The organism is Dyadobacter sp. SG02 (genome assembly GCF_900109045.1).
Classification (GTDB): domain Bacteria; phylum Bacteroidota; class Bacteroidia; order Cytophagales; family Spirosomataceae; genus Dyadobacter.
In genome coordinates this window covers 66621-91481 of sequence record NZ_FNYL01000002.1, presented here as the reverse complement: position 1 = coordinate 91481, position 24861 = coordinate 66621, and the positions used below count along the sequence as shown (strand labels likewise).

21 protein-coding genes and 2 pseudogenes are annotated in these 24861 nt (G+C 46.7%); 5 read left to right on the top strand and 18 right to left on the bottom strand.

The genetic code is table 11. From position 1 onward, the window contains the following. Positions 1–11: 11 nt before the first annotated feature. From BMW93_RS04200 to BMW93_RS04180, 4 genes are all read right to left on the bottom strand, one after another. Positions 12–569 (bottom strand): TetR/AcrR family transcriptional regulator, encoded by a 558-nt coding sequence (locus BMW93_RS04200; protein WP_090373966.1) that lies wholly within the window; start codon positions 567–569, stop codon positions 12–14. 312 nt (positions 570–881) lie between these two features. Next, complete coding sequence (locus BMW93_RS04195) at positions 882–1205, bottom strand: sensor histidine kinase KdpD (RefSeq protein WP_090373965.1); 324 nt, start codon at positions 1203–1205, stop codon at positions 882–884. Positions 1206–1210: 5 nt separating this feature from the next. After that, on the bottom strand, positions 1211–1759 hold the full coding sequence (locus tag BMW93_RS04190; RefSeq protein ID WP_143061586.1) for a HAMP domain-containing histidine kinase: 549 nt from the start codon (positions 1757–1759) through the stop codon (positions 1211–1213). Positions 1760–2389: 630 nt separating this feature from the next. Continuing rightward, positions 2390–5884, bottom strand: coding sequence for an FG-GAP-like repeat-containing protein (locus BMW93_RS04180; protein ID WP_177193995.1), 3495 nt, complete (start codon positions 5882–5884; stop codon positions 2390–2392). Positions 5885–6650: 766 nt separating this feature from the next. Between BMW93_RS04180 and BMW93_RS35100 the strand changes: the two genes are divergently transcribed. Beyond that, positions 6651–7097 (top strand): nuclear transport factor 2 family protein, encoded by a 447-nt coding sequence (locus BMW93_RS35100; RefSeq protein WP_143061585.1) that lies wholly within the window; start codon positions 6651–6653, stop codon positions 7095–7097. 10 nt (positions 7098–7107) lie between these two features. Here BMW93_RS35100 and BMW93_RS04170 read toward each other — a convergent pair whose 3' ends face one another. Beyond that, positions 7108–7410 (bottom strand): HTH domain-containing protein, encoded by a 303-nt coding sequence (locus BMW93_RS04170; RefSeq protein ID WP_229240199.1) that lies wholly within the window; start codon positions 7408–7410, stop codon positions 7108–7110. Between the two features lie 343 nt (positions 7411–7753). On the opposite strand from BMW93_RS04170, the gene BMW93_RS04165 reads away from it, so the two are divergent. Continuing rightward, positions 7754–8431, top strand: a complete 678-nt coding sequence (locus BMW93_RS04165) for a hypothetical protein (RefSeq protein WP_090373960.1) — start codon at positions 7754–7756, stop codon at positions 8429–8431. A 199-nt stretch (positions 8432–8630) separates the two neighbouring features. Here the strand turns inward: BMW93_RS04165 and BMW93_RS36225 are convergent. Further along, a pseudogene (locus BMW93_RS36225) lies at positions 8631–9446 on the bottom strand (serine hydrolase domain-containing protein). Between the two features lie 133 nt (positions 9447–9579). Here BMW93_RS36225 and BMW93_RS36220 point away from each other — a divergent pair. Both BMW93_RS36220 and BMW93_RS36215 read left to right on the top strand, forming a co-directional pair. Further along, positions 9580–9798, top strand: a pseudogene (locus BMW93_RS36220) (FISUMP domain-containing protein); the annotation flags it as partial. Next, a complete protein-coding gene (locus tag BMW93_RS36215; protein ID WP_409013066.1) occupies positions 9792–10046 on the top strand; it encodes an FISUMP domain-containing protein in 255 nt (84 codons plus the stop codon). The pseudogene BMW93_RS36220 and the gene BMW93_RS36215, both read left to right, overlap by 7 nt. On the opposite strand, the gene BMW93_RS04145 is transcribed toward BMW93_RS36215, so the two are convergent. From BMW93_RS04145 to BMW93_RS36210, 8 genes are all read right to left on the bottom strand, one after another. Next, positions 9929–10804 (bottom strand): lysophospholipid acyltransferase family protein, encoded by an 876-nt coding sequence (locus BMW93_RS04145; protein WP_090373956.1) that lies wholly within the window; start codon positions 10802–10804, stop codon positions 9929–9931. The genes BMW93_RS36215 and BMW93_RS04145 overlap by 118 nt on opposite strands. Continuing rightward, on the bottom strand, positions 10801–11727 hold the full coding sequence (locus BMW93_RS04140) for a DUF6268 family outer membrane beta-barrel protein (RefSeq protein WP_090373955.1): 927 nt from the start codon (positions 11725–11727) through the stop codon (positions 10801–10803). Before BMW93_RS04140 ends, BMW93_RS04145 begins: the two co-directional genes overlap by 4 nt. A gap of 150 nt (positions 11728–11877) precedes the next feature. Further along, complete coding sequence (locus BMW93_RS04135; RefSeq protein ID WP_090373954.1) at positions 11878–12633, bottom strand: LytTR family DNA-binding domain-containing protein; 756 nt, start codon at positions 12631–12633, stop codon at positions 11878–11880. Then, complete coding sequence (locus BMW93_RS04130; RefSeq protein WP_090373953.1) at positions 12630–13658, bottom strand: sensor histidine kinase; 1029 nt, start codon at positions 13656–13658, stop codon at positions 12630–12632. Before BMW93_RS04130 ends, BMW93_RS04135 begins: the two co-directional genes overlap by 4 nt. An 803-nt stretch (positions 13659–14461) precedes the next feature. Next, positions 14462–14584, bottom strand: a complete 123-nt coding sequence (locus BMW93_RS36040; RefSeq protein ID WP_255372340.1) for a hypothetical protein — start codon at positions 14582–14584, stop codon at positions 14462–14464. 40 nt (positions 14585–14624) lie between these two features. After that, positions 14625–14768, bottom strand: a complete 144-nt coding sequence (locus BMW93_RS35370) for a hypothetical protein (RefSeq protein ID WP_177193993.1) — start codon at positions 14766–14768, stop codon at positions 14625–14627. A 323-nt stretch (positions 14769–15091) separates the two neighbouring features. Continuing rightward, positions 15092–18019: a T9SS type A sorting domain-containing protein gene (locus BMW93_RS04125; RefSeq protein ID WP_218147654.1), complete on the bottom strand. Its 2928-nt coding sequence runs from the start codon at positions 18017–18019 to the stop codon at positions 15092–15094. 2264 nt (positions 18020–20283) lie between these two features. Next, positions 20284–20568, bottom strand: a complete 285-nt coding sequence (locus BMW93_RS36210) for a phytanoyl-CoA dioxygenase family protein (protein WP_177193992.1) — start codon at positions 20566–20568, stop codon at positions 20284–20286. 140 nt (positions 20569–20708) lie between these two features. Between BMW93_RS36210 and BMW93_RS04115 the strand changes: the two genes are divergently transcribed. Next, the gene (locus BMW93_RS04115) at positions 20709–21206 is read left to right on the top strand and encodes a YfbM family protein (protein ID WP_218147653.1); all 498 of its coding nucleotides are present in this window, start codon (positions 20709–20711) and stop codon (positions 21204–21206) included. A 248-nt stretch (positions 21207–21454) separates the two neighbouring features. Here BMW93_RS04115 and BMW93_RS04110 read toward each other — a convergent pair whose 3' ends face one another. The 4 genes from BMW93_RS04110 to BMW93_RS04095 form a co-directional block, all read right to left on the bottom strand. Next, complete coding sequence (locus tag BMW93_RS04110; protein ID WP_143061584.1) at positions 21455–21895, bottom strand: hypothetical protein; 441 nt, start codon at positions 21893–21895, stop codon at positions 21455–21457. Positions 21896–22026: 131 nt separating this feature from the next. Continuing rightward, on the bottom strand, positions 22027–22308 hold the full coding sequence (locus BMW93_RS04105; protein ID WP_090373948.1) for a hypothetical protein: 282 nt from the start codon (positions 22306–22308) through the stop codon (positions 22027–22029). Between the two features lie 292 nt (positions 22309–22600). Further along, complete coding sequence (locus BMW93_RS04100; protein ID WP_090373947.1) at positions 22601–23935, bottom strand: NlpC/P60 family protein; 1335 nt, start codon at positions 23933–23935, stop codon at positions 22601–22603. An 11-nt stretch (positions 23936–23946) separates the two neighbouring features. Further along, positions 23947–24852 carry a hypothetical protein gene (locus BMW93_RS04095; protein WP_090373946.1) on the bottom strand — a complete coding sequence of 302 codons (906 nt, stop codon included), beginning with the start codon at positions 24850–24852 and terminating at the stop codon, positions 23947–23949. Positions 24853–24861: the final 9 nt, after the last annotated feature.

The window sequence follows — 24861 nt, the reverse complement described above, 5'->3', positions numbered from 1 at the left end:
TTTTCCAGTAGCTATCGGTTATCCAACAACTTGGAGGCCGTTCTGCGCGCGCTTAATACGGGCCATACTTCATCGTGGACCTTATTGGCAATCAGCGCCCCATCGAATAACGTGTACATTTCATCTGCGAGGTCTTCTTTACCAATTGGTTCCAGGATTTGATAGAATAACTTGCGGACGCCATTTTTTTGCTTTTTTATTTGTGCCCGGACGCGTTCGTCTTCTTTGGGTATTTCCGATATAATATTCAAAAAGTTGCAGCCGTAATATTCCTTCTGCTGTACCAGCTCGACCAGGTAGTCAAATATTGCCAATGCCCTCTTACCCGGATCTTCGTAGCGGTCTGCTGCCTCTTTCAACGCCTGGTCGGTAGCAGCACCGGAAGTTTCCAGATAAGCCATCAAAATGTCTTCTTTCGAGCGGAAAGTTGTGTACAAGGATGATTTCACCACCCCGGATTCCTCAATGATCTGATTGATGCCGGTGTTACTGTACCCTTGTTTGTAGAACAATCGGGAAGCCGTTTCCACGACCGCTTGTCTGACTGCATTTTTTCTATCCTTGCGCATAAGGCAAAGTTAAACAAACCGATCGAACAGACAAGTCTGTTTGATGCATTACATTACCAGATTTGTTGCCCCTACCCCAGAATCATGAACTCCTTTTACACGGCAAAAGGCAGGCACAAAACTGTACCTCCCTTTTGAAATACCTTCTAATATTGGCTATACTGACGGTTCCTGCTGGGATTTCTTAGGCTTTCTACCTCGGGGTTTGCCTGCGTAAGGCTCTTTCGGCGCTTCGCGCTGGATCGACAATTCGTAGCCAATTACTCCCTCGGAGTAGTGGAATATGGGAACAGTGAAAACATGCAGCGTTGCTTACTCTTCCGATTCCAATAGGACTGTTATAATGGTCCCGTCAACGGTTCGCTGCGCGTGAATCTGTGCGCCCATCATACTGACAATTTCCTTAACAATTAAAAGTCCCATGCCACTGCTGGCCCCTTGGCTTTGACCGTGCTGTGGTTCTGCCGCAGGATCGTCTTCATTGAGCCAAGTCGCGTATTTGTCAGGAATTCCAAAACCTGTGTCCTTAATGGATACACACACCTTCGAACCGAACAATTCAGAATTAATGGTAATGCTGCCGCCAACCGTATTTTTGGCTGCATTATCGATCAGATTTCCCAAGACGATGCCCAATAGGTTTACGTTACAGCGGAGCTGAAAGCCCTGACCTGATCCAACTTTCCCTCGTTCAAAAGTTTGTCGATTTCAGTTGAAACAGAAGACACCGCTTTTAGTGGCGTTTTTACATCGTGAGTAATGGAAGCGATCATCCGTTGTTGTATTTTGACTTGTTTAAAAAGCTGTTCTTCCGAATCTTGTAAAGCTTCCATTGTTTCGTTCAAAGAACGGGTGCGTTTTGAAATAGCTTCTTCGAGTACCTGGTTCTTTTTAATGAGTCGTCTGTTTTGGAAGCGGATGGCTGCCAATATCAGTATAAGCATCACAGCAGCTGCGCCAGCCCAGGCCAGGTAGGTTTCATACCAGGCCTTTTCAATATCAATGGTAAATTTGTACGTAACCAAACTCTTTGCGCCAAAACCGGCCTGCTTTTTAAGGTACAATGTGTGACTTCCCGAAGGCAGGTTCGCGAAATGGATAACTTTATCCGGAGTCAGCCGCTCCCAATCCGAGATGCTGGACGGCGCAGGGCTGACAACCGCCATTGAACTCGTTAGTGGCCAGGCCATTTCCCTTCGAATAGTATTGATAGTAGGGGATTTTGGATTTGTCGCGCACATATGCCATCAGATCATTTTTGGCAAATTGGAATAACCCTTTGTTAGTCGTGATCCAAAAAAATGTTTTTTGTCCTCGAAAATGCAGTGAGCGCTTGATAAATACTTTTCCCGATCTTTATCGGTTGTAAGCACGCGGAAAGCCTTCCTGGTAAATTCAAAAAGCCCATCAGTAGGCCAGCCCAGGAAAAGACGCTGTCGGGCGGCATCGAAAAAAACAGATTTGACGACATGTTCTTCCAGATCGAAGCCTGATGACCGCCGATGTATTGCAACTGCAACTCACCAAGGCTTACAGCAATATCAAGGTGCAGGTTGTAACATCGCGGGACGGGTGGTCAAGCAACTTACCGCCAGCTCCAATGCCAGTTGGAGGTTACGATGTGGTGTATTACCGACTAAACCAGGGGGAAAGCTTGTCCGAAGGGTCAAATTACATAAGTCGCCTTCAAGTTTGGTAACCCCGTGTATCATCTTGGGCAGCATCGCTTCAATCAACAATAGCACGACAAGCCGGGGAACTTCTATCGTTTCCTATTCCGTTCATTAACGGATGAGAAGCGCCGAGTTTTTGGGCATCACTTATTCTCCAAGTATTACGCGGTGGGTAGATGTCTTACCATCTTTCTGATGAATAAGCAGCAGATAAATACCCGACGGCAAGCCCTTGACATTCATTTCCTGCTGACCGGCGTGCAGCGATTTAATCCTGGCGTTACCGGGTGAAACAAGTTCGAGACTTTGAATGCTTGCTGTGCCCAGGCTACGCACCTGTATCTTATCTGCCACCGGATTAGGGAATACCGTCCACGCCGGATCCGATTCTTGTGATAAGGCAGCATCTTTAGTCAATAATTTCTCTTGCTGCGGCGGCGGCGCGATGGAATTGCCCAGCAGGTAATCCGGCAGGTAACGCCACGGGCCGTACTGCTGGCCGGTAAGTGCCAGCACAGGGTCGTATTTCACGCGGACGCGGACGTGCGTGGCCGGGCTTACTTTTGCTATGAGGTTTTTTAGTTCCGTACCAGTTCCAGCCAAAGGCTGGTAATGACTTTGTGCGCCAGTGAATTGTGCACTGGTGGCTATCGATGTACTACCGGACTTCGAGAAACTGTTGCCGGCAGCCTGGGTTTCCCATACCAGCTTACCCTTGCCGGTGCCCAGAAATGACCTGGCAAACAAGCCCATGCCGAAATTGCTTTCTCCACCCTGACCAGGGTAATTGCGGTTATACAACGAGATAAGATCGGCATTGTAGAGACGGGCGTCGCTGCGGAGATTTTTTCCGTTTTTCCCGTTATTTCCGTGATAAACCTGTATCTGTCCCTGAAAGCCTTGGTAAGGATCCGCATAATTTGGAACACCGATCAGCATGTCACTGTACCCGTCACCATTTACATCGCCGCCGCCGCCTACCGAAAGTCCCAGTCTTTGATCTTCAGTTATACTGATCACAGAGAAAGATTCCGAATACGCCATGCCTCCGGGAGATCCAAGCAACAGGTATGCCGCACCTGACGGAAGTTGCGCGCCCGGTGGAGTGAATTGGGGCGCACCCACCACTACGTCGCCATATCCGTCACCATTAACATCTCCCGCTGCCCCGATTGCCTGTCCAAAACCGCCCGTCGGCCGGAATATTCCGAAGCGATTGGCTATCGACAAGCCCCCAGCCGAGCCATAATAAACAATTAATTGAAAATTGCCCAAATCGGCGGCCGAAACCAATACGTCGCCAAATCCGTCCCCGTTAATATCACCTCCCTTGGCAACGACTGTCCCGATTCCACCGTCACCAACGCCCGGCGGTAGGATTGTCGTAGGGTTATCAACCGGCCCGGTCGCCGAACCATGATAAACCATAACCTTGCTGTTGGTTCCTCCCGGGGGAATACCGATCAATATCAGCTCATCATAACCGTCTCCATTGACGTCACCCGCGCCTTCAACGTCATAATAACCGTTTTCGACGGTTCCAATATAGCTTTTCGGTGTGGTGACAATTCCTGAGGACGATCCAAAATAAACCATTACAGCCCCATATATCGTTCCTCCGACCTGATAATTGGGGGCACTTACCGCAACATCTGCGTAGCCGTCGCCATTCAAATCGCCGGCACCTACTACGGTGGAACCAAAATAGCTGTCGTCAAAACTCAGCTCAGCCTTGGAGCCCTGGCTCACACCAGATGCAGAACCATAGTAAATATATGCCTTACCGGTGGGACCGAAAGTCGGTGCCCCTACGATAATGTCGTCGTATCCGTCACCATTAACATCGCCGGCGCCTGAAACGGAACTGGCATAAGCAGTGAATTCCGATTCTTCAAGAAGAATGGTCGCCGATTGCGTATTGAGGCCGTTCAACGATCCGTAATACACAAATAACTGACCGATGATACCGTAGGGATCTATGGCGGGTGCGCCCGCGATCACATCGTCAAAGCCGTCGCCGTTCAAATCCCCCGCGTGTGAAAGGACTGTTCCCAGAACAGACATGCTGTTGCCGTTGGAAGTAGTGCCTGCAAACGACTCAACAATCGAGGCAGATCCATGGTATACCAGCGCGATCCCTTCGTCCGTCTGACCTATTTCGAATGCATAACCGCCAACAATGATGTCACTGTACCCATCGCCGTTTACATCCCCGGCCGAAGCAACCGCCGAGCCCAGCCAGCCTTCGATCTGGTTCCCCTCTATCATGGCTGCCGAAATGCTGTTGACGCCGTTGGCCGAGCCGTGGAAGACGAATGCAGCCCCTTCATTGTTTTGTCCTTTATCGTAATGAATTCCACCAACGATTACATCCGCATATCCATCGCCGTTGACGTCTCCGGCGGATGCGACCGACCAACCAAACCAGGCCTCGGCCTGGTCCGATTGTAAAGTTGTCGCCGGAACGGCATTGAGGCCGCTGGCGCTGCCGTTATAAATAAATGCAACCCCCTCGTTGGCGCTGCCGGAATCGTAAAGGTAAGAGCCCACGATCACATCACTAAACCCGTCCCCGTTTACATCACCCGCAGTTGCCACGCTATGCCCCATACGGGCATCGACCTGGCCACTCTCGATTTTCTGTGGCGTCAGCTGAAGGCCTGCCGCACCACCCAGATATACAAAAATTGCCCCTTCGTAAAGCTGGCCGTTCCCATAAAGACGTGCGCCCGAAATTACATCGCTATATCCATCGCCATTGATATCGCCAGCGGATGCGACCGAATAGCCCATCATGGCGTTGGCCTGGTTACATTCAAGCACAGTGGCCGGGCCGGGGCCGGATGCTGATCCAAAGTAGAGAAATGCAGCGCCTTCGTTAACCTGCCCATTACTGTACTGATGGCCGCCAACTAAAATATCGCTGAATCCGTCCTTGTTGACATCCCCTGCAATGGCTACCGACACTCCAAACAATGCCCCGGCTTGGTTTGCTTCGAGTGTGTAAGCGGGCGAAATGCCGATCCCTGCTGCACTCCCCAGGTGGACGAACACAACGCCTTCGTCGATTTCTCCCTTATCGAAACGGGGCGCCCCTATAAGTACGTCACCATAGCCATCGTTATTTATATCCCCGGCGCTGGCGACCGAGGTGCCCGATTGGGCAAAAGCCTGGTTGCTTTGCAGGATCACTCCGGCCAGGCTTACACCCGTTGACCTACCTGGAAAGAGAAACGCAGCGCCTTCGTCGTACTCGCCGTTGTCATATTTGGGTGCACCGACGATGATGTCACTGTACCCATCTCCGTTCACATCACCTGCACTCGAGACTGAGTATCCGGTCCAGGCAGACCTCTGATTGATTTCAATCACCTTATTAGCATTGGCAACAAACCCATTTGTAATGATGGGATCGATCGTTACCGGAAAAACGGCGTGCTCGACGTCTACTTCAATACGGATACGGTCATGGGTATACTTTAAAGTAGCGGCTAGCATTTTGCCATTCAGATCCCAGCATTTCAAATCGTCGTAATGCAGGGTCGTTGGATTTTCGTCTTCCGGATCTGATTCAGTAAATGTCAATGTGTTATTTCTATTGTCTTTGATATCAAATCCCAGGACACTTAGCTCGACACTCACTTTTTTTGAAGAAACAGGGGCGTTTTTTATGATAAAATTTTGCCTGATTCCTTCTTCACTATTTATGTACTCTTCAACAAAGCCATGGTGATGGATGCGTAAATGATTTTCATGACTTTTAACCCGGGCATCGGCTTCGGGTATTCCTATCAGCGCATTGTCTGCATAGATACCTTCTGTTTTTAATTTGAAATTAAATTTGCCTCCTTGTATCGGATTATCAGTTCGAGCATGAATTTCTAGATTACCTGGCGCGTATATGGCGCGCAGGTTTTGATTTCTATTTGGACTCTGTGGATACCCATTGCGGGCACTCATGTAATATTCCGATTTGATTATCACACTTTGAATAGAATCCAGCATGTCCTGGGTTGGCCGGCCTGATGCCCCGGGAGTAGTGATTCTTGTACGGGTCAGACTTTCAGGGTTATTGTTTGACGCCCGTATCCAGGCGCAGATGAATAATACTGAAATTGCAAGGACTGCACTAGCGGTAAAACACTTTTTCATAGCATGACTGATTAAAAAAGGTTAAATGGATTTACGCAAGCGACTTATTTTAAACTGCCGAATATGTGGCGCAGTGGAAAGGGATTTATATTAAAAACTAACTGCTTTTAACTTTTACTCATCATGCTAAAAAACAGGCCATTATAACATTATTTACTTAGTCCTATTTCTGAACAAATTGTTCCAAAGCGCTTAACTTGTCTGATGTCCCGCCCTTATTCGCATAGAAAACAGAAGCCACCATTCCCGCTATCCAATGAATGAAAGCAGATTATTAAATGCACAACCTGCCGAGCAGGTAGCTGCTCAATTTTTTGCAGCTTTGACCAGCCGTGATTTTAATGCTGTTTGTGGATGTTTTGCCGAGGAGCGAGAATGGTACATCCCTGGCAACAAAATGATCGCCCCTTGGCTGGACGAAAGAATGAGCCGGCACGAAGTCAGGGAATTTTATCAGTTATTGTGGGCAAACACAGAAACAGTCTCGGGCAGAATTGATTACTTGGCTGTCGACTCCGAGTCCAGAACACCGCCCGAGAAATGCCGGTTACGCACGGCTTCGATGACCCGTTTTGCAGCTGCAATAACTTTTTTGCTTGCAATGAGTGCTGTATCAATGAAATGCGTGGTGGGCAATTCGGATATACGCTTAGAGAAATCAGGGATGTCGTTGCCCCATTCGGACAAGAAGGCGACCGTCTGATGCATGGTAACTAGTTTTGCTTTGAGGATTGTTTTCGCTTGACGAACCGCTGCTGCTGCTCGATCTCTTTGATGTAACGGTAAACGGTGGCCCTGCTAATGCCTAAGGCTTTTCCGATTTCTTCGCCTGTCTTGTCCTTTTTATCGTAGAGTGCCTTAGCAGCATGTGCCTTTGACATCGCTGCTTTGCTTAGCCCTTTGGGCTTCCCTCCCATCCTACCCATGGGGCGCGCAGCCGAAAGGCCGGCCTTGTTCCGCTCCCGGATAAGGTCCCGCTCGAACTCTGCCAACGACGCAAAAATGTTAAAGATCAACCGGCCTTGGGCTGTCGTCGTATCAATTGTCCCCTTCCCTAGCCGTATCGAGCAGCTTGTTAAGTTCGGACCGCTCTTTTACCGAGGACACCTTCTCCCGAAAGATGCGGTCGCGAGCAGGTGAAGTCCACCAAACAACTCGTGTTGCCGATCGCGTCCATGGTCCTACCTTGCGAAAATGGTTTTACAATGCACTATATTACAGTAGTCAAACTTGTTAGTTTCTATAAAGTGCAAACCTACTAGAGTTCAGAAAAGAACCGTATCGCAGCATAGAGATGGCGATAATGTTTTTGGTAACTTGTGCATCTTGAAATGAATACTCAGTCTTTCTTTAACTACTATGTACAGGTTTCTTACTGCATGTGTATTGGTTTTTATTGCGCAAATAATGATAGGAGCAGCCGTGTCTTTCAGCAACTATCCTAGCGGCAACCTTTCCACTTTGACTGACACCTTAGATATCCAGTATCTAGCCCTAGAAAATAACCAATTACTCTACACCGAGGTGGCAAAGTATTTGGCCGAACAAAATGATAGTTGCCAGTTGTTTAGAGAAGGACTTGGCTATATTGCAATTTCGAATATACAATTGGGAAGAAAGGGCAGACCAATTCCGATCGATTCGATCCCAAACCGGTTAAAGGAAATTGAAGTTGTTTTCGATGTAGGCATAAGCAGCTTTTATCCGCATCAGAATATTGGAATGCCGCTTTACTATGCTTTCGTAAATAACCGATTGGTTCTCATATATAGTCAGCAATCGGAATGGCTGCACCGGAACAAATATTCATTCAAGAGTCAGAGAAAAATTAAGGATTTGATTGCCAGCACGTTAACCTCTTTACTTAGCCCCAATTTTGTCTTCAGGGGACTGGACGGAAATACATTTCGGCTGACATCAGACCAGAGAAATGATATGTCTCAGGAAAAAGTATTTGAATTAGGCTCTTTCACATTGAATAAATCAAAAACCATCACGCAGCACTTTGATGGTTCCGTTTCCTATCAATACCCCTAGCCGAGAGGTGGTATGAATGTTTGATGTATATCGTCGATCTATCTGGAAGGTCGGCTTCTTAGGTCGTTGGGTGATCCAAAACAGTGTTCAACTACTTTTCCTGCATTTGTCAGTTTGCTCTGCTGACTGACGGCTGACTAGTTGACCTGACAACCTTACGTTCGACATGGGCAGTATGGCCCGATAGTTCACCCATCAACTACTTCACGCCATCTAGACGCATGTTGTCGCGGGATGCTTTTAATAAAAACTTTTGTGAATAAATGCCTTCGATGAGACGCTTTAAATCCGGTGAGGTGAAGTATATTGGTCCGGCCCCATCCACTACGCGAAGGGAATACTTTATCAGATCCGGTTCTTTCTGGTAAGCATCCTTATATCCAACCGCAAAACCAGGAATGGCTGTAATGTGTGCTGCGACTCTGGAACTGTTCATTTGCAAAGGTTCAAAAATAAGCTGGGCAATTAAATCAGAGTACATTTTTCCGGATACAACTTCTGCAATTCTCCTGAGTATAACATAACCAGAGTTCGAGTACTCAAAATCAGAACCCGGGGGAAAATTGAAGCCGATCTTATTGATGTCGTGATCGTCAAATTCGCGCTCCTCCGTAATTAGTTCTTTCAAACCAGAGATATGGTCAGCAGATGGTGGACCGTTATTTTACCGATGTCTGGATTTTTCAATCCTGGAAAAAATTTGCCAATTCCATCCGCAACTCATCCTTCCTTGTTCAACCAATTTCAGGATGAGAATCGCCGTAAATGGCTTCGATAGAGAAGCGATCAGAAATTTTGTGCTATCAGTGTTGGGTATGCCGAGCCTGGCGTTAGCCATTCCGTAGCTTTTTTGATGTAAGACCTGCCCGTTGTCGATGACCAGAACATTCCCAGTCAGCTCGTGGTGAGAAACGGCTTTTTCAACCAGGTAAGAGATTTTTTCGGCTTTGGTTTTTCCGGGATTTCTTTCACCGCTCGAGAGTTCGAGTACAAGCAATAGCCGTCCGGCAACCATTAAAATGGTTTTGAATCTTGTCGTCATATTTTGGTGGATTAATGTACTAATCAATATCTAACACATCCCCAGGCTGCATAGTATTGTCAACTTCTCTGACAACTTTAGATTAGGTATTATAAGATAGATCAAGATGCTGAAACACTACATCGTAACGGTAGTTGCCTCCTGGCTTTTTACACAAGTTGGAATCGCGCAAACTACCGGCACCTTCACTGACTCGCGAGACGGTCAAATGTATAAAACGATCAATTTTACAGACACAGCAACGGGCAAAACTGTCACCTGGATGGCGCAAAACCTGAACTACAAAGTTGAAGGCAGCTATGCTTACAAGGACGATAAATTAATCGAAAAGAGTTCGGCTTGCTTTATACCTGGGAAAGCGCGAAAAAAGCCTGTCCCATCGGTTGGCATTTACCTACGGATACCGAATGGGCCACGCTTGTGGGTCAATTTGGCGGTTTGGAGGGGCTACACTCCTATCTTTTCCAGCGCTTGTGCGTCCATAACCAGCCATACGGTTCTGCGAGTATGTTGTTTTTAAGTAATGAGATATATTTCTTGGTAATTTCTCCCTTGCCAGTGCATTGCGCCTGAGCACATATCGGCAGGCAGCGCGCTTTGTAATATCCCTTCGAAAGCTGCGTCACATGCAGGAACACCACCGCCGATCCGCTCCGCAGGGCCAGCCTTTCCATGCCTGAGATGACATAGGTCGGCTGGCCAAGTAAGTCAAGGCTGATCTTATCATCTCCTATTGACGGGCACTGATCTGCCAGGAACAGATACGCGGCCGGTGCCGATCCCCTGGTAAGAATATGCCGCGTCACTTGCTTGTCGGGAATTAGCTTCATGCCGAACCGCGACCGCAGTTTCGTCATGAGCTTGTCCATAGCCTGCGAACGCAAAGGCTTATACACGGCATACATGTCCAGGCCAAGTTTATAGGGCATCAAACTGAGCATCTCCCAGTTACCGCAATGCCCCAGGCAGATAATGACATTCGTTCCGGCATTCAGGTGCGCGCTTATAAGCTCAGCGTTCTCAAAAACCATCCGTTTTTCGAGCACCGCTGCCGGCGCCGAAATACTTTTCAGGATTTCGGCGAGATAGGCGGTGAAACATCTGTAAAATTTTCTGACAATGCCGATCACCTCTCCATACCGCATGTCCGGGAAGGAGCGGGCTACGTTTTGAACCGCCACCGCTTTCCTGTATCCGGGCATGTAATAGGCCCAAATAAAGGCCAGCGTAGCTATGCCGTACAGCAGCGACATCGGGGCCAGGCTCAATGCATACGCGAAACCATAGGCGCTCTTGTACCCGAAGTCTTCTAATGCTCGTTTGACTTTCATCGCTTTAAATCCCATTTCAGGCCAATGGACGCGTAGGGGGATGCAGAAAAGTAATAGTCATTATTGGAGGCAAACATCCCCTTTAAAGTCCTGTCGCTGTATGCAGCCGGGCGGTATAGGTTCAGCCCGACCATTGCCGTCGCCGTAAGTCCGGTTTTACCCAGTCTCACCTCCGGACGCAGCCCGGTGACAATGTACTGATGGGAAAATATCACATCTTTACCCTCCTTTTCGAGCAGGGCCACCTGCCCGTTCATTTCCAATGCCCACGAAAGCTTCACGTGGTCATTCAGCTCGTAGCTGGCTGCCACGTCCAGGCCATCAATCAATTCTGCGCTCACATTGAACTTCCCATGGTGTTTCCAGTTCACGTAAACGGCCGGAAATACCATCGGATAGCCTAGCGAACTGTTCAGCGCCAGCCCCCCTCCTATGGCCAGGTTGGGTTTCAAATGGCGGATAAAAACAACGGCGGCACTTCCGAGCACGTTTTTGAATCTGATCTTCGAAAAATCGGCCGAAGGAGTGAATACACCCATACCCACACTCGCCCTTACAGACCATTTCCCGTTCAGCGGCCGCAGGTGATAAATACCTACTTGCAGGTTCATGATCTCGGAAACCATCTCGCCCGTGAAACGTTCATTGTTCAGGGATGCGTAGGCACCGCTTATCCCTACGCCCCAGGCGGTCGGGCGGTTATGTTCGTTGATTTTGGTTGACAGCGGGATATTCACCGCGCCCTGGTACATAATAGAAGACCCTTTGCTGTCACCGATCTTTTCTTTCGGCTTATCGCCGTTTGGCAAAAACCAGTAACCCGAATTACCGATGAACTCGGTCTTAAAAGAGGCTTGTTGCGCGTTCGCTTTCAGACAAAGCAAGGTCCCGAACATTGCTGCAAATAATGATGCTGATTTCATGACTTAGACTTAACTGGCGTTTAAATTGTTTCATTTCTCAGCAAATGTGAGCCGAATGAGGTAACACCAAAAGTCAAAAACCGCGGGGTTCAGAATGGGCAGGTTGAAGTGCAGATTATAGCAAATGGAATTTCGAATGCCGGCTGCCGGCTATTCCAAAACACCGTCAATCCATTTCAGAAAGTCGGGCACGCGTACGCGGCTGACAAGCACTTCATGCGGGCATGCAGGTGAAAAGGTTAGCTGCAAGCGGCTGTTGAAGTATTTAGCTACATTTTCTATGGCTTTTACATTGCCAATACAGTTTCGCGAGACGCGGAAAAACAACTGGGGATCGAGCTGCTGTTCAATCTGATCCAACGTGTAGTTCACAATGAAGCGTTTGTCGTTGAACGTATGCAGAAAAACCACGCGGTCCTCACTATAAAAATGCGCGATGTCGGTCGTTTCAATATAATGGTAGTTTTCTCCCTTTGAGATCAGGAAACGGTTCTTTGTGCTCGCTGGGATCAGGTGTTGGAAGATGCCGGGATCCGGTTGAGATGAATGGTGATGAAAGATATGCTCGAATTTGACGAGGGCCGATTCCAGCTCATTTTCTTCAAAAGGTTTGAGCAGGTAGTCGATGCTGTTTAACTTGAAGGCCCTGATCGCATGTTCATCATAAGCGGTCGTGAATATAACCGGAGTTGTTACCTTGACGTGGTTGAATATTTCGAAACAACTGCCATCGGCGAGCCTGATGTCCAGTAATATCAGATCAACATTTGTTGATTTTAAAAAAGTGATGGTTTCGATGACACTCTTGGTGCGTTTCTCCAAAACATAACTCGGACGCAATGCACTCATCATGCGTTGCAGCTCTTCGGCGGCAAATCGTTCGTCTTCTACGATCAGGTATTTCATGGCTCGATATAAGGGACTTTCACGATGAATTGATCGCCGGTATGCTCCACGACAATTTCCTTCCCGTACAGTTGATACTGCTTTTTCAGGTATTTTAATCCGATGCCGCTTTTGTCGGCATTGCTGGATGGCTGCACCTGATTTTCTACGATAACATATTCGCTTCCAATCGTAATCTGAATAGCCAAAGGCGCTTCCTCGGTGGCAATATTATGCTTGAATACATTCTCCAACAGCAGCTGCATGGTAAGGGGAACAATCTTATTGCTTTCAAAAACACCGTCTCCATGAACCTTAAAAGTAAAAGCGTTTTCAAACCGCATCTGCATCAAAAAAATATACGAGTCAAGCGCTTCCATTTCTTCTGCGACCGTCACGGCAGGTTGCTGGTTCAGGGAAAGCACGTACCGGTAACTTCGGGAAAGCGCCTTGGTAAACTTGTTGGCATTTTGCGGGTTCAGGTAGATGAGCGATGCGAGCACGTTGAGCGAATTGAACAAAAAATGCGGGTTGATCTGTGCCTTTAATGTCTCATGCTGAAACAACAGCACTTCTCGCTTCGCCTTTTCTGAATCGGCGATCGCCTTTTGTTCGGACCGAAAATAATGGATCAGCTCAAAGACGAGCAGTATGGGCGCATTGGTGAGCATTCCCAATGCAAACTTTGCTATAAACGGGGGCAATCCCGCCGTGGGAACGAGCAATATTTTGTAAATCATCAAATCGAAAACCCATAGCAGCGCAAAACATATCAAAGTCAGTCCCACCAGGTCGGCTATGATGCGGTACAATACATTTTTTGAATAGGGAATATGTTTATTCAGGAAAAGCAACAAGTTATAATCCGCCACACACATCGTAAACACCACCACATAATGGGCCGTTAGCTGGACGGCAAACTTTTTCCATAAATCATCCTGCATCACGATATTGCTCAGAAGCATTTGACATAATGCATACAACAGCGATGAAAAGATGAAAATGAAGATATGCTTTACGTTGAAACCGCTAATCTGGCGCGCCATTAGTGTCGTGATCGATGAAGGCGGAAAAGTAAAAGATTGTCGGCAGACCATCAGTCAATCCTGCTGGTTTTCCGATGAAGTTCATTATTTAAGGAATGAATTTAACTTGCTCCATCAGCCACCCGGGCGCCACCTTATAAATGTTGCGGCAGCCGTGGCTGACCATGTGTCCAGAAACGTGTTTTGTAGTATTCGGGATAAGAAGTAAAATTACAGTTTAAGGTCTCCCCTGCATGAAGAAACGAACAGAATTGTCCCTCCAAAAGGCCAACAGACAAGCTCTTAGAAGAAATTTCATTTTAACGACCGTATTTATGAACTTCGATCCGTTACCATCGCTAGCCCTTGCAGCATCTCAATGACCTCCTAGAATAGGCATATTGAATTGCTTGCAAAAAACACGTCCAGCATTGGTACAAAAGCAATTCTATGCCAAATTAACATTCGGTTTGAAGATCGCAACAACTTCTCCTCTTTTAACAATTTTCACAAGAATCATTCTGCCCTCTGGCAATTGAAGTAAGCGATTTTCTATCACCATGTGATCTTAATCCCTGATTTGAACGACATACCTCGCATACAAAGAATCCATGTAATTGATCTGAGACGATATAGCATAGAGATTCAGTAACAAGCTCCCCTGCAAAGTAACGGTTTACTGTAACAAGCAAGCAAGGGATTGTCTGTAACGTTGACTTATAGATTTATGGGACTTAAATCTGAATCTCATTTGGGTGTTGAAAACATCACGTCTTTATCGCAAAAATATTTAAACTGAAACGATTTGGTGCATTAAAGACGATCTACTTCCGCTCACGTATGGAGTTGATGATAATCCATTTGCCGGCCACTTTTCCGCCGTCACTTTCATCTATTTTATAACGTATCCAGACAGGCTTATTACCACCGCGAAAGAGCTCTGGCACCTGGGCACGGTTTCAGATGCCAGAGGGTGTTAATCGCATTCTATTTGGGGCCATATTGGCCGATAATCGCTTCCATCCTGCCGATGCTTTTGAAATTTTCAGGGTCGGAATTGATGGTGTGGACTTCCTCAAATAATTCCTGGAGCTCCCGGATCTTGCCATGGTCGGGTAAGGCTCGTTTCATTTCCTTTCTCCGCTCCCTGGAAGTTCTTTCCCTGCCAAAAGCTGTTCGATCCTGAGCCACTCCTAGTAATCGATGAGAACCGAAACCGGTTTACCATTCCCGTCATTAATCACTTGTCTGGACATAATTCCTCGTTTTTGACTTTATCCCAATGATTCAAATTTAGCGATATCTGGATTGAAGGCCAAGATGTTTTGCTAGTGAGCTACTGTTGTGTCACAACGGGAAAATCTTGCTCTGCGAGGCGGCCTCACTCGGAACTCGTTGCTGCGTTGCAGATTGCGGAAGAAGTACTTCGCGAGTTTCAGTATAGATCCACTATTTTATTCGATCACAATAGGTTTTGTAACAATAGCATTCTCCGTCTCGATTTTCAATAAGTAAGTTCCTGATGACAGGTTATCAACCGAAAGCCGCGGATTGCCGCTTGTATGATCGGACCAAGACTTTAAAAGTGGGCGACCAGCCTTATCGATCAGTGTGATTTGCCTAATGTCTGTCCTACCCTTAATGGTGATTTGCGAACCTTTTATTAGCGGATTCGGAAATACAATTACCTCGTCGCGCAGCCCAGGTTCACCGATGGCGATGGTCCTGGAATATGTAAAACTGCCGTCAAGATCAACCATTCGCAGCCTGTAATAAGCGACTCGATCGAAACCAGGGTCGTTGCTCAAAAATGAATACGACTGCGCCGTGTTGCCGGTCCCTTGACTGGTTACTGTTCCTATCCTTTGGAAATACCTGGTGTCCAAACTACGCTCGATTTCGAAATGAGATGCTCCAAATTCAGAGGCCGTTTCCCACGACAGGAATGTCTTTCCCTCCATGCGACTACCCTGAAATTTCACGAGCCTAACCGGCAATGGATCTTCGGAAGTTTTTACGAAAAATCCACTAAAACCTACTACATCGAAGCTTACTTCCCATCGTTCTGCTGCCAGATTCCAAACAATAGCTGAATCATCCGGGTCAATATTTACCCCAATATCGGAATATGAACCGGGCCGTCCGGTTTGATCACTGCTCGTGCCGCTCCGCTTTTCAACCAGCAGATTTGCTATTCCCTGAAGATCCGAGGGGTTGGTCGGCAGTTGAGTGGAATTGACGGCATTATACGTGTCAAATTCCTCCTGAGTGAAGAATAACGTCACGCGCCCGGTCGACTCGGACGCATGATTCGTGGGCGTAATTTCGTAATGACGGCCGACAAAATCCCTGGGTTGAACACTTTCCACCCACACTTTAACCGTAGTGCTTCCACTAACGGGAACTGAGCCCGCAGGCTTGACCAGCGCTATAAGCTCACAATCTTTGCTGAATGCGCCTGACACAGACTCGCTTATATTAATTGTTTGAGTTTCTGATCTGTCAATTAGTGCGGATTTACCGATTTTCGCATACACATCCCCATTAGAATAAGCCATAAATGGTATTCCTGCCGGATCGAACGCTACGGAAAGTGAACTAAAATAGTTTGAAGAAACCTTCCATTGGCTGACCTCTTCCCATGCGGTACCGTTCCACCTTTTTACAATCAGCTGATTTCCCAATCCGGAATCTACAAAACTAACCACTGGAGCACCGCCGAGATCGACCCTTAAAGTGATCGTCGATGCCAGCCCCGTCGATACGTTCGAACCTCCCAGACTAGTCCATTGAGTCCCATCCCATTTATGAATGACAAGTTTCTGCTCCAAAGCCATCTCTCGGTACGCTAGATAGACCGATCCTGAATGTCCGCCTACTATTACCGGTGAGGAAACATTACCTTCCGAAATTACACCCGAACCGAGATTTTCCCAGATACTTCCATTCCATCTCTTCACGTTCACCTTTCCTGCATCAATGCCATTAATGTCCAGGTACACTAATAGAGGGTTCCCATTTTGATCAAATGAAATTTGTGTATTTGACGCGTCCCGGTCTGAAATTCCTTCCGGCCCGATCGTCTCCCAAATGGATCCATTCCATTTCTTTACTATTGCCTTCCAACCCAGGGATTTGTCCGCATAGGCAACAAATGGCACACCATCTTTGAATGCAATGGATGTATATCCTGCCTGGCCGTTCGAAAAGTCCGCATTGCCGACCATTTGCCATTGATTCTCTTCCAGTTTCATGACGGATAGTTTGAAGTCATTCAACAAATTCGTGAAGGCTACATAGGGTATATCGTCTTCGTTAAAGACAATACGCGGATCATATACCGGGTTTCCTGACTGGATTTCGTTACCGAAGGCAACCCAGCTTGAACCGTTCCACTTTTGGGTTACTCCCTGATAGCCTTTCTTGAGGTCCTGATAGAATACATGCGGCACACCTCGTTTATCAATCGCTACTGACGGTGATCCCGCAATACCGTCGGAAATCCCCCTGGGGACAAGCTCGTTCCACGTTAGTCCATTCCATTCGAGCATAATGGCTTCCCCATTCAGCTCGGCATATACAAAGCGCATCTTTCCTTCCGGCAAGAAACCTATCGCGTTTACTGCACCGCGCGACTCAACCGTAATCCCCAGATCAATACTTGCCCAGTTCCCATTCTTCCATTGTTTAAGAGCAGCTTTTTTCGGCGATACACTGTAATCACTATACGAAAGATAAAGTCCATCCGAGTCGTCGGCAGAAAGCGACTTGAGTTCCGTAAGGCCAGTTTGGATTTTCTCACCCACCATGGCCCATACACCGGATTCTAGCTTTTCTACCTGTACCCCCCAATCAGTACCAGTGGTTTCATAGGCAAAATAGACATTACCCTGCCGGTCATTTGTCAGAAACATTGCATGCTCTTCGAAAGAGGAAAGACTAGTAGTCCGAATTGAATTCCACGCACCTGATTCTAACTTTACAATTTCCGCGGAGACTCCTTGAAAGGCCTGGACAAATCCTACGTAAGGACTTCCATCCGCATCGAACGCAAAGTGAATGTCTGTAACAAACCCGCTGGAAAATCCCCGGGAGCCAACAGTAGCCCAATCAGTGCCATTCCATTTCATCACAGTGAGCTTTTCACCCGATGGTTGGTCAAACGAGGCTATGTAAATGTTGTTGGCCGGATCGACGGCTATGGCAAGACGGTCGACCATATTCGTATTACCCCCCCAATACTCATCAAATACCCAATCATTACCCAGTGCAGCCCATGCGCTCCCATCCCACACTCGGACAGCGATATGAGCGGCATTGTAAACTTCCCGATAAATCACGTAAAGTTTCCCTGTCCTATCGACAGCAATGTGGGGATCCATTGCTACGGTTGAAGAAGAGACGGGTCCACCTCCCACAGTCGTCCATGCAACACCATCCCACTGGCGTACAAATATCCGTGAAGCTTTGTCCTTATAGCAAATAAATGTTTTAGTCTGAAAACTTACTGATGACAAGTCAGAGAAATAACCGTACGATGCCTGATTCTCGTCAGATGGCCCCAGCGGAGCAAGATCACATTGACTGAACCCTGGAATCGTGTTGCATAGAAATAAGAGAAAGAATATTGGATTGTAAAAGAAGATAAGGGAAAATGTGGAAGGTATAATTCTGTTCATAAACAATAGTGGAAAATATTATAAAAACATCCACCAACAAGATACTCATTGCATTTTAATTTACCTTAAGGAAACTTTTTTAGATTTTCATTGGCAAACCAAGCCTTAGATAATTCAACTTTATCGCCTCCTGGCCAGCTCCGCCGGGGAGTCGCTTTTTGTAAATACCCATTAGTTAACCTTTTTGAGCACATTTCAAACTTTCTGTACAGCTTTTAGATCAATTTTCCCTCTGCAAGGGCAGTTTGACCAATTTTCGCCGCGAGCCGAATTCGCAGTTCTTACCGAAAACATACTTGCCGGTTTTTGACGGCGACAGTACCAAGTATAGAATGCACCCAGTCGTTTCCGTCTCACCATCGCGGATCAGCGCCACATTATCTGAGGCGCTTTGTAAGCCGAAACAATTCGGATGACATTTTAACAATCCGATCTATTTAGCTGTCAATGAGCAATCCCAAACCGGATGAATTGCCTTATAGGGACATCCGGGAATTCCTGAAAAAGACTTGCTGTTCATCGTTACAGCATAGACATCTTACGCGGATCTCCGATCGAAATCGCCGTCGAAAATTGCAACGCTCTGCAACACATGACTGGCAGTTCCGTTAAATCCTTTGGTAGCAAGCCCCTCGGCAATCAATGACGCAAATAAAACACATCCACTTCCTGATCGGAACGGCATTGTCTTTATCCTTCTCGAATCGGAGGGAATTGGCGTAGCGCGATAGGCTCAAATTCTCCACCTAAAACAAGACTCTGTTGGTGAATAACCACAGCATCAAAGACCGTAACACCTCTCCTGTCCATTAACGAACTTACTTTCAGTACAATAAGTAAATTTTGAAGTTTTCTACAATTTTAATATCTACTAATTTGAGAATTTTGGTCAAGATTTTAGTTCTTTTGTTACAGCCATTTCAAAACTTAGATTCGTCCCACAATAAAGCCTCACTCGTCCGAAAATATAGTTGTTCGTCGAAAATTTGTAACTCGAATAGCGTAGGAATCGTCAAATGAACTTAGCTCTACTGAATACAATAAATCAAGATTAAAATGAAAAAATTTAAAAAATTTTACCACTTGCACTTCTAACTTGCATTCGGTTGCCAAACTGAATGCGATTCTGCACCGACAATACAAGAAAAAATAAAGGGATTAACTCAAACAGAGCAAGCTCGGGTTAATTCAGTAATAATTAAATATTTCGATTCAAATGGTATAGCAGGTGGTAATAAATTGCAGTTCAACTCAGTAGAAGAACCGGAAGCATATTCACAAATAGAAAAAACCCGAATCTTTACAAGTCTGAGACCGCCAATGTAAAGAACGTTAAAAAGAACAGGCTAATGTCGGCCAGGAGAGAAACCGACGTACAACCTTTTCAAGTTTCAGGGTCATTTACTGATTTCGGTCCTTCCTCAATAAACATCATGATCACAATTTCAGGCATCATCTCACGGATACGAGTAAAAAAACAGCTATGATCTACGCTAGATTTCTCCGAGCCACCTTATATATCCTAGCTATATCGTCTTTTGCCCTATGGCTTTCAGCGGTTTATCAACACTGGCAAGTAAGTTCTAACATTCTGTTTGTCTTACTAGTATCTCTGTTGTTGATCGCAGTTGACTTATTCATTGCGAAGAAGATGAGCTCTAAGAAATGAGTTACTGCCATAAAACTAGAATGAGATCGAATAGCAAATGGCGCGCCAAGTAGCTCAGCAATGAAATGCAGCCCGTTTAAGATTTGCCTAGGATCTAAACGGGCTGGTATAAAACCACTAAAATTCACAACGAACAGCTTATGGATTGCCGCAGGAGTTGTATAAATAAATTTGGCCGTCTGTTGGATGACAAGAGATGCGTTAATTTCAAATCACTTGTGCTTGCAATTAGCGACACACTTCGAAGAGGTTTTAAATTTTCATACGAGGGCTTGCCCGCTCAATTCCTGAATTGGAATCAATTGACAGACGACAATAAAAGCGATTGTTGGACAATGACAAGTATGGCAACTATCCATTCAGGGCCTCGGTGCTTGACAAGCCAGCGTTCTTTTTTAGGACCAACAACATCAGCATAATCTCGCCACGCCGGACATCGCAAATAACCTCCCGCCCGGTACACCCCTTTGGCATGCGACCCTGGCACCACCCCAAGAGAACCATTCGTCTCACCGGCATCATCCAGATGAATCCGGATTATAAAATTATCTTCCGATATTCCCAGCGGTTGAAAAGTTTTCAAGACGTTAATATGACATCACCAGAAGCAAATCCACATTAGTCCCCGATTGAACTTGAAGACGTCACATTAAAATATACGAATAATTACAATCACTTACTACCTTCGGGTCTCACTTTACAACATTGAATTTTGATATGAGCATGATCGGTTACTTCCTTCAAGTATCAGAGAAGGAGCTTGAAGAAATTTTATTAGATTCTTCGCTTTTGGAGGAAAAAGCTTTTCCGGAAGATGACTCTTTTCCGACGGCGTTAATGGATATTGATAAAGCATGGGAGGCAATTTTCTTCGTCTTAACCGGCCATAGCCTCGCTGAAATTGATGAGGTCAATTCGCCTCTGTCCTGGCTGCTTATGAGCGATCATGTTGTCGATGAAGATCTTGACATGGGCTATGGACCAGCACAATATATCACACCGGTCGAGGTAAAATTGCTCAATTCAGAACTAGCCAAAGTATCAAACGACAACTTCAAAGACCGATACGACGGAAGGCAGTTGGATGAAGCCGGTATTTATCCTGAGATATGGCAAGAAGAGAATGCAATGGATTATGCTGTCGACTATTTTGAGCAACTCAAAGCGTTCTATGCATTAGCCTCAGAGAAAGGTAATGCAGTCATCACATTTATCTCGTAACCAGCTAACAGGTCGATCATTATCTAAATTCGTTTGAAAGCGTTTGAAATTGAACGGCGCTTACGCAGAGCACCCCGCCGAATAAAAAGAACAGAAGAAAAATCAGATAAGGGCCGCAGTTACTATCAATTTCGAGAAATGGGAGAGTAAATACTGTCACTCATAGTTGTAACAATAACGGCGCTTGCTTTTTTATTCGCTTCGGGCGACGCCCCTATCAGCTCAGTTTTGCCCTCTTCAAATAGTATCTAATATTTCAAACGAAACCGGCCGTTAGTTACCGATATCTTGCTGGTTCCATGCCCCTTGTCACTGTAAACGTCGAATGAAAATTCCCCTTCCATAACGGTTTCCGTTGCCTTTGTAATTTCAAACTTCCCGTTGGTGGGTTGTCCCGAACTGTTGTAAAGCCCTGAGGCATACTCGACAAACCGACTGGATTTTACGTAGGCACCCAGGACCGGATAGTTACCTGTGCCTCCCGTGTATAGACCATCCGTTCCGACAAAGAAATAGTCATGTTCTGAGCGCTGGATCGAAATATTAATGGACGGATACGCACCTGTCAATAGCGTTGCCCTCACCTCATGTACATAATCTTCTATTCCCTCCCATCTGAATGGCTGCCCATCTATATCTGCTTCTAGGAAATATGCGGAATCTTCCTTTTTTAATTGCCGACTTCTCACAGCAGACAGACACAATTGCTACGATGGCAACGTAAGCAACACGTTTAAAACCAATGAAATTCTTCATGACGAAAGGATTGTTGGAGTAGATTTTTTCTTTTCAAAGCCGGCCGAGATATTTGCACGCCAGCCTACTTCACCGGGATGTAACCAAGGCAGTCCTTTAATCCGGCGAAATAGAGGTCATATAGGTGCAGAATATCTGCGTCGCGTCCCCTGTGTTTTACTTTCAATTTTTTCTCAAACTCCCGGAATTGGTTGTGCAATTCCTCTTTCTCCTCCTCGTCTGTCGTCTTACTTCCCGCGCAGGCCATTTCTATAAGCCTATCGGCATCTCGTTCGACGCTGTTTTTACAGGCGGGTAAACCCATTAAGATCAGACAAATCAGAATGGTAAAGGCATTTCGATTCATAGCGATTTTGTTTTTTGAAAGAATTTTGATCGCACCATAACGACGGGAGTACTGCCCGTCAGGGGGAACGTTACCGGATTGGGTAGAAAAAGCAAATCAGTATGTAATGGTTTCTGAATCATTTATTTCAAACTTTTTGTCAATCATCAATCGATATGCATACACGCCGGCAGGTGCGGAAACGCCCTGAAATGTAGCATCCCATAAGAAGATCTGGTCGTTGTAAACCGCCGGACCACAATCCACCATGGGTCATTCTGATCACACAGTTTGCAAATTTCATCGGAGTGATTTACTTTTTCGTTGAGAAGATATTTTGACGTGTCAGCTTCACTTTGGCCATATTTTCGCGTCCGCCATGGCTTCCTGCCAGATTAATCATCCGTACTTCGGCAAGGCAGCTGCCCTCGTCGCGAACAATGCTTTTGACAGATACAAAACCCGTGTCGTCTCTGTCGAGCCTCACGTTAATGTCGTCCATTCGCGGGTCCCTGCTGTCTTCATCTATGATGTAAAATCTTCCATCCAATACGTTGAGCGCAGGATTGTAAGTGCCTTTGAATTCCACAAACAAACGGCTACCGTCGTAGTCTGTTCCTTCGCCCTTTCCAGTGATGGATATGACCTGGGTTCCACCCTGCTGGCCGGTAAATTCGATATCGAACACGACAGCCACATCGTTATCATCAGCCCAGTCGCATTTCAACTGCATTTGCCATTTCCCGGTAATGTCGGTCACCAGGCGCAATGCACCCCATTTTTCACCAAACCATGATACAGCCGTCAGCGGTATCTGCCGGCAACCCCTGTTGGGCCCAAATTTGGTTTCACACTCCTGGCATGGCGGCCCGCCGTTCGACTGAAAAATGCCCAACTTTCCGTCTTTTGTCTTCAAAACAATTCCGATATGGGAAGCGGCGGCGCTATTTTTTTTCTCGTACCAGTAAAGAATGTCGCCTTCCTGAAGTTTCGCTTCAGGGCCGAGATCCTGAATCGTTACTTTTGACAACTCGGTATCCTCCCGAAACAGCTTTTCCCAAAAATCCACATGCCTGATCTTGTCGGCAGTCAGTGATAGTGAAGGATTGTAGCCCGCCTCTTTGAGAACATTGTACATCAGACCGGAGCAGTCCAGACCGTGGATCTTATACATCTGGCAGCAGTTATTAACAGGCGGCAATAAGCGTTCGGCGTAGTTGCGCTGACCGTACGAATAGCCCAGGCCATGCTGTTCGGGCTCATTAGGCTGGGAGCCTTTGGGATAAACTGTTTCCCTGTTGCAAAGCTTCTGCGCCACCGCGGTGGCTTTCGCCAGGAAGAGGTTCTTCCGTAATTGCGGGCCTGTTTCTGCATTCACTCTGCCACCGTTATAATCCGTTAGAAACTCAGGATCGTTTTCTTTCAAAAATTCCGAAACAATTTCACCGTTGGGCAAAACCAGGTCGTCGAGCGAGTAATGGGTGGATGGAAGAGTCCCGATTTCCTCCATAAGACGCGCATCGTACGGGTCTTCACCTGCCGCTTCGGTCACCATGGGTTCCTGCAATTCCCTTGTACAGTTAGCAATGCCGAGGATCATCAGCGCCGAGAGTACGCCGAGGCCCAGGTTTCTGGTTAATTTTTCCATAAGTATCTGAATTATTTTTTTCTTTGAATAAAACCAACTCCCAATCTGACTCCCGCGTACCTGGCGGCTCCCATACCGGAAAACCCGTTGCCCAGATCGCCTACATTAACCAGATTGTATTTCGCGCTGATATCCATCAGAAACACACCTGTTCGCAGCTCGTAGCCGATCCTGCCACCATAGGCGACGCTTCCGCCTGCAATCTTCTCGCTAAGCTCGGTACCGTCCTGATAGTCGAAAGTGTAGATGTGGTACCCGCCTTCCGGCATCAGGTACAGGCCTTTGAAGGGATAGAGCTTCAATCCCAGATGAAGCGGGATCTCGGTGAATGAAGTCTTTGCATTGAACTTCACTTCGCCGTTCTCCGCATAGTTCCGGGAAACGCGCCACTGATTATAGCCTCCGCTCACCGACACCGCAAAACGCCCCGTCAAATGCAGGTCCAATGCGGCGGTAGCCCCGACGCCATTTTCAAACGCAGCCTTTTCGTCATCCTTCACCCAGTTGTCGTTCCCGAGCATACGCATTCCTTCGGCAGCGATTGTGGCGCTGACCACTGGCCTGCGCCCGGTATCTTTTGGTTTTTCCCTTTTGGGCTTATCCTGGCGTGAGCTCGTACGCTTCTCTTTTTTGACATTGATGCGCTCGCCAGACTGTACCGGTTGCCTGTCGAACGTCTGCTCGCGGCCATCGGCGTACCGGACGCTGGTAACCTCGGTCAGCGACAGTTTCAGGGGACCTTTCCCGGCCTGAATGAACGAATGATAGTAAACGCTTTCAGTGCCGACACTATCAATCTTAGCTTCCAAAACAGTTTTGTTGCGAGTGAAGATAAGGTCTGGCTTCTGGACATTCTGCTGCGCCCACAACGGGGTACAGCCGAACAGGACGAATACTGACAGGGAGATTTTTTTCATGGGATCGGC

Excerpts from the sequence above, each read along its gene's own strand:
- BMW93_RS35100 (WP_143061585.1), top strand. The coding sequence starts at position 6,651 with ATGAATGAAAGCAGATTATTAAATGCACAACCTGCCGAGCAGGTAGCT.
- BMW93_RS04165 (WP_090373960.1), top strand. The coding sequence starts at position 7,754 with ATGTACAGGTTTCTTACTGCATGTGTATTGGTTTTTATTGCGCAAATA.
- BMW93_RS35370 (WP_177193993.1), bottom strand. The coding sequence starts at position 14,768 with ATGAAACGAGCCTTACCCGACCATGGCAAGATCCGGGAGCTCCAGGAA.
- BMW93_RS04145 (WP_090373956.1), bottom strand. The coding sequence starts at position 10,804 with ATGAAAGTCAAACGAGCATTAGAAGACTTCGGGTACAAGAGCGCCTAT.
- BMW93_RS04140 (WP_090373955.1), bottom strand. The coding sequence starts at position 11,727 with ATGAAATCAGCATCATTATTTGCAGCAATGTTCGGGACCTTGCTTTGT.
- BMW93_RS04130 (WP_090373953.1), bottom strand. The coding sequence starts at position 13,658 with ATGGCGCGCCAGATTAGCGGTTTCAACGTAAAGCATATCTTCATTTTC.
- BMW93_RS04105 (WP_090373948.1), bottom strand. The coding sequence starts at position 22,308 with ATGAATCGAAATGCCTTTACCATTCTGATTTGTCTGATCTTAATGGGT.
- BMW93_RS04100 (WP_090373947.1), bottom strand. The coding sequence starts at position 23,935 with ATGGAAAAATTAACCAGAAACCTGGGCCTCGGCGTACTCTCGGCGCTG.
- BMW93_RS04190 (WP_143061586.1), bottom strand. The coding sequence starts at position 1,759 with ATGGCCTGGCCACTAACGAGTTCAATGGCGGTTGTCAGCCCTGCGCCG.
- BMW93_RS04125 (WP_218147654.1), bottom strand. The coding sequence starts at position 18,019 with ATGGATCCCCACATTGCTGTCGATAGGACAGGGAAACTTTACGTGATT.
- BMW93_RS04095 (WP_090373946.1), bottom strand. The coding sequence starts at position 24,852 with ATGAAAAAAATCTCCCTGTCAGTATTCGTCCTGTTCGGCTGTACCCCG.
- BMW93_RS04200 (WP_090373966.1), bottom strand. The coding sequence starts at position 569 with ATGCGCAAGGATAGAAAAAATGCAGTCAGACAAGCGGTCGTGGAAACG.
- BMW93_RS04115 (WP_218147653.1), top strand. The coding sequence starts at position 20,709 with ATGATCGGTTACTTCCTTCAAGTATCAGAGAAGGAGCTTGAAGAAATT.
- BMW93_RS04135 (WP_090373954.1), bottom strand. The coding sequence starts at position 12,633 with ATGAAATACCTGATCGTAGAAGACGAACGATTTGCCGCCGAAGAGCTG.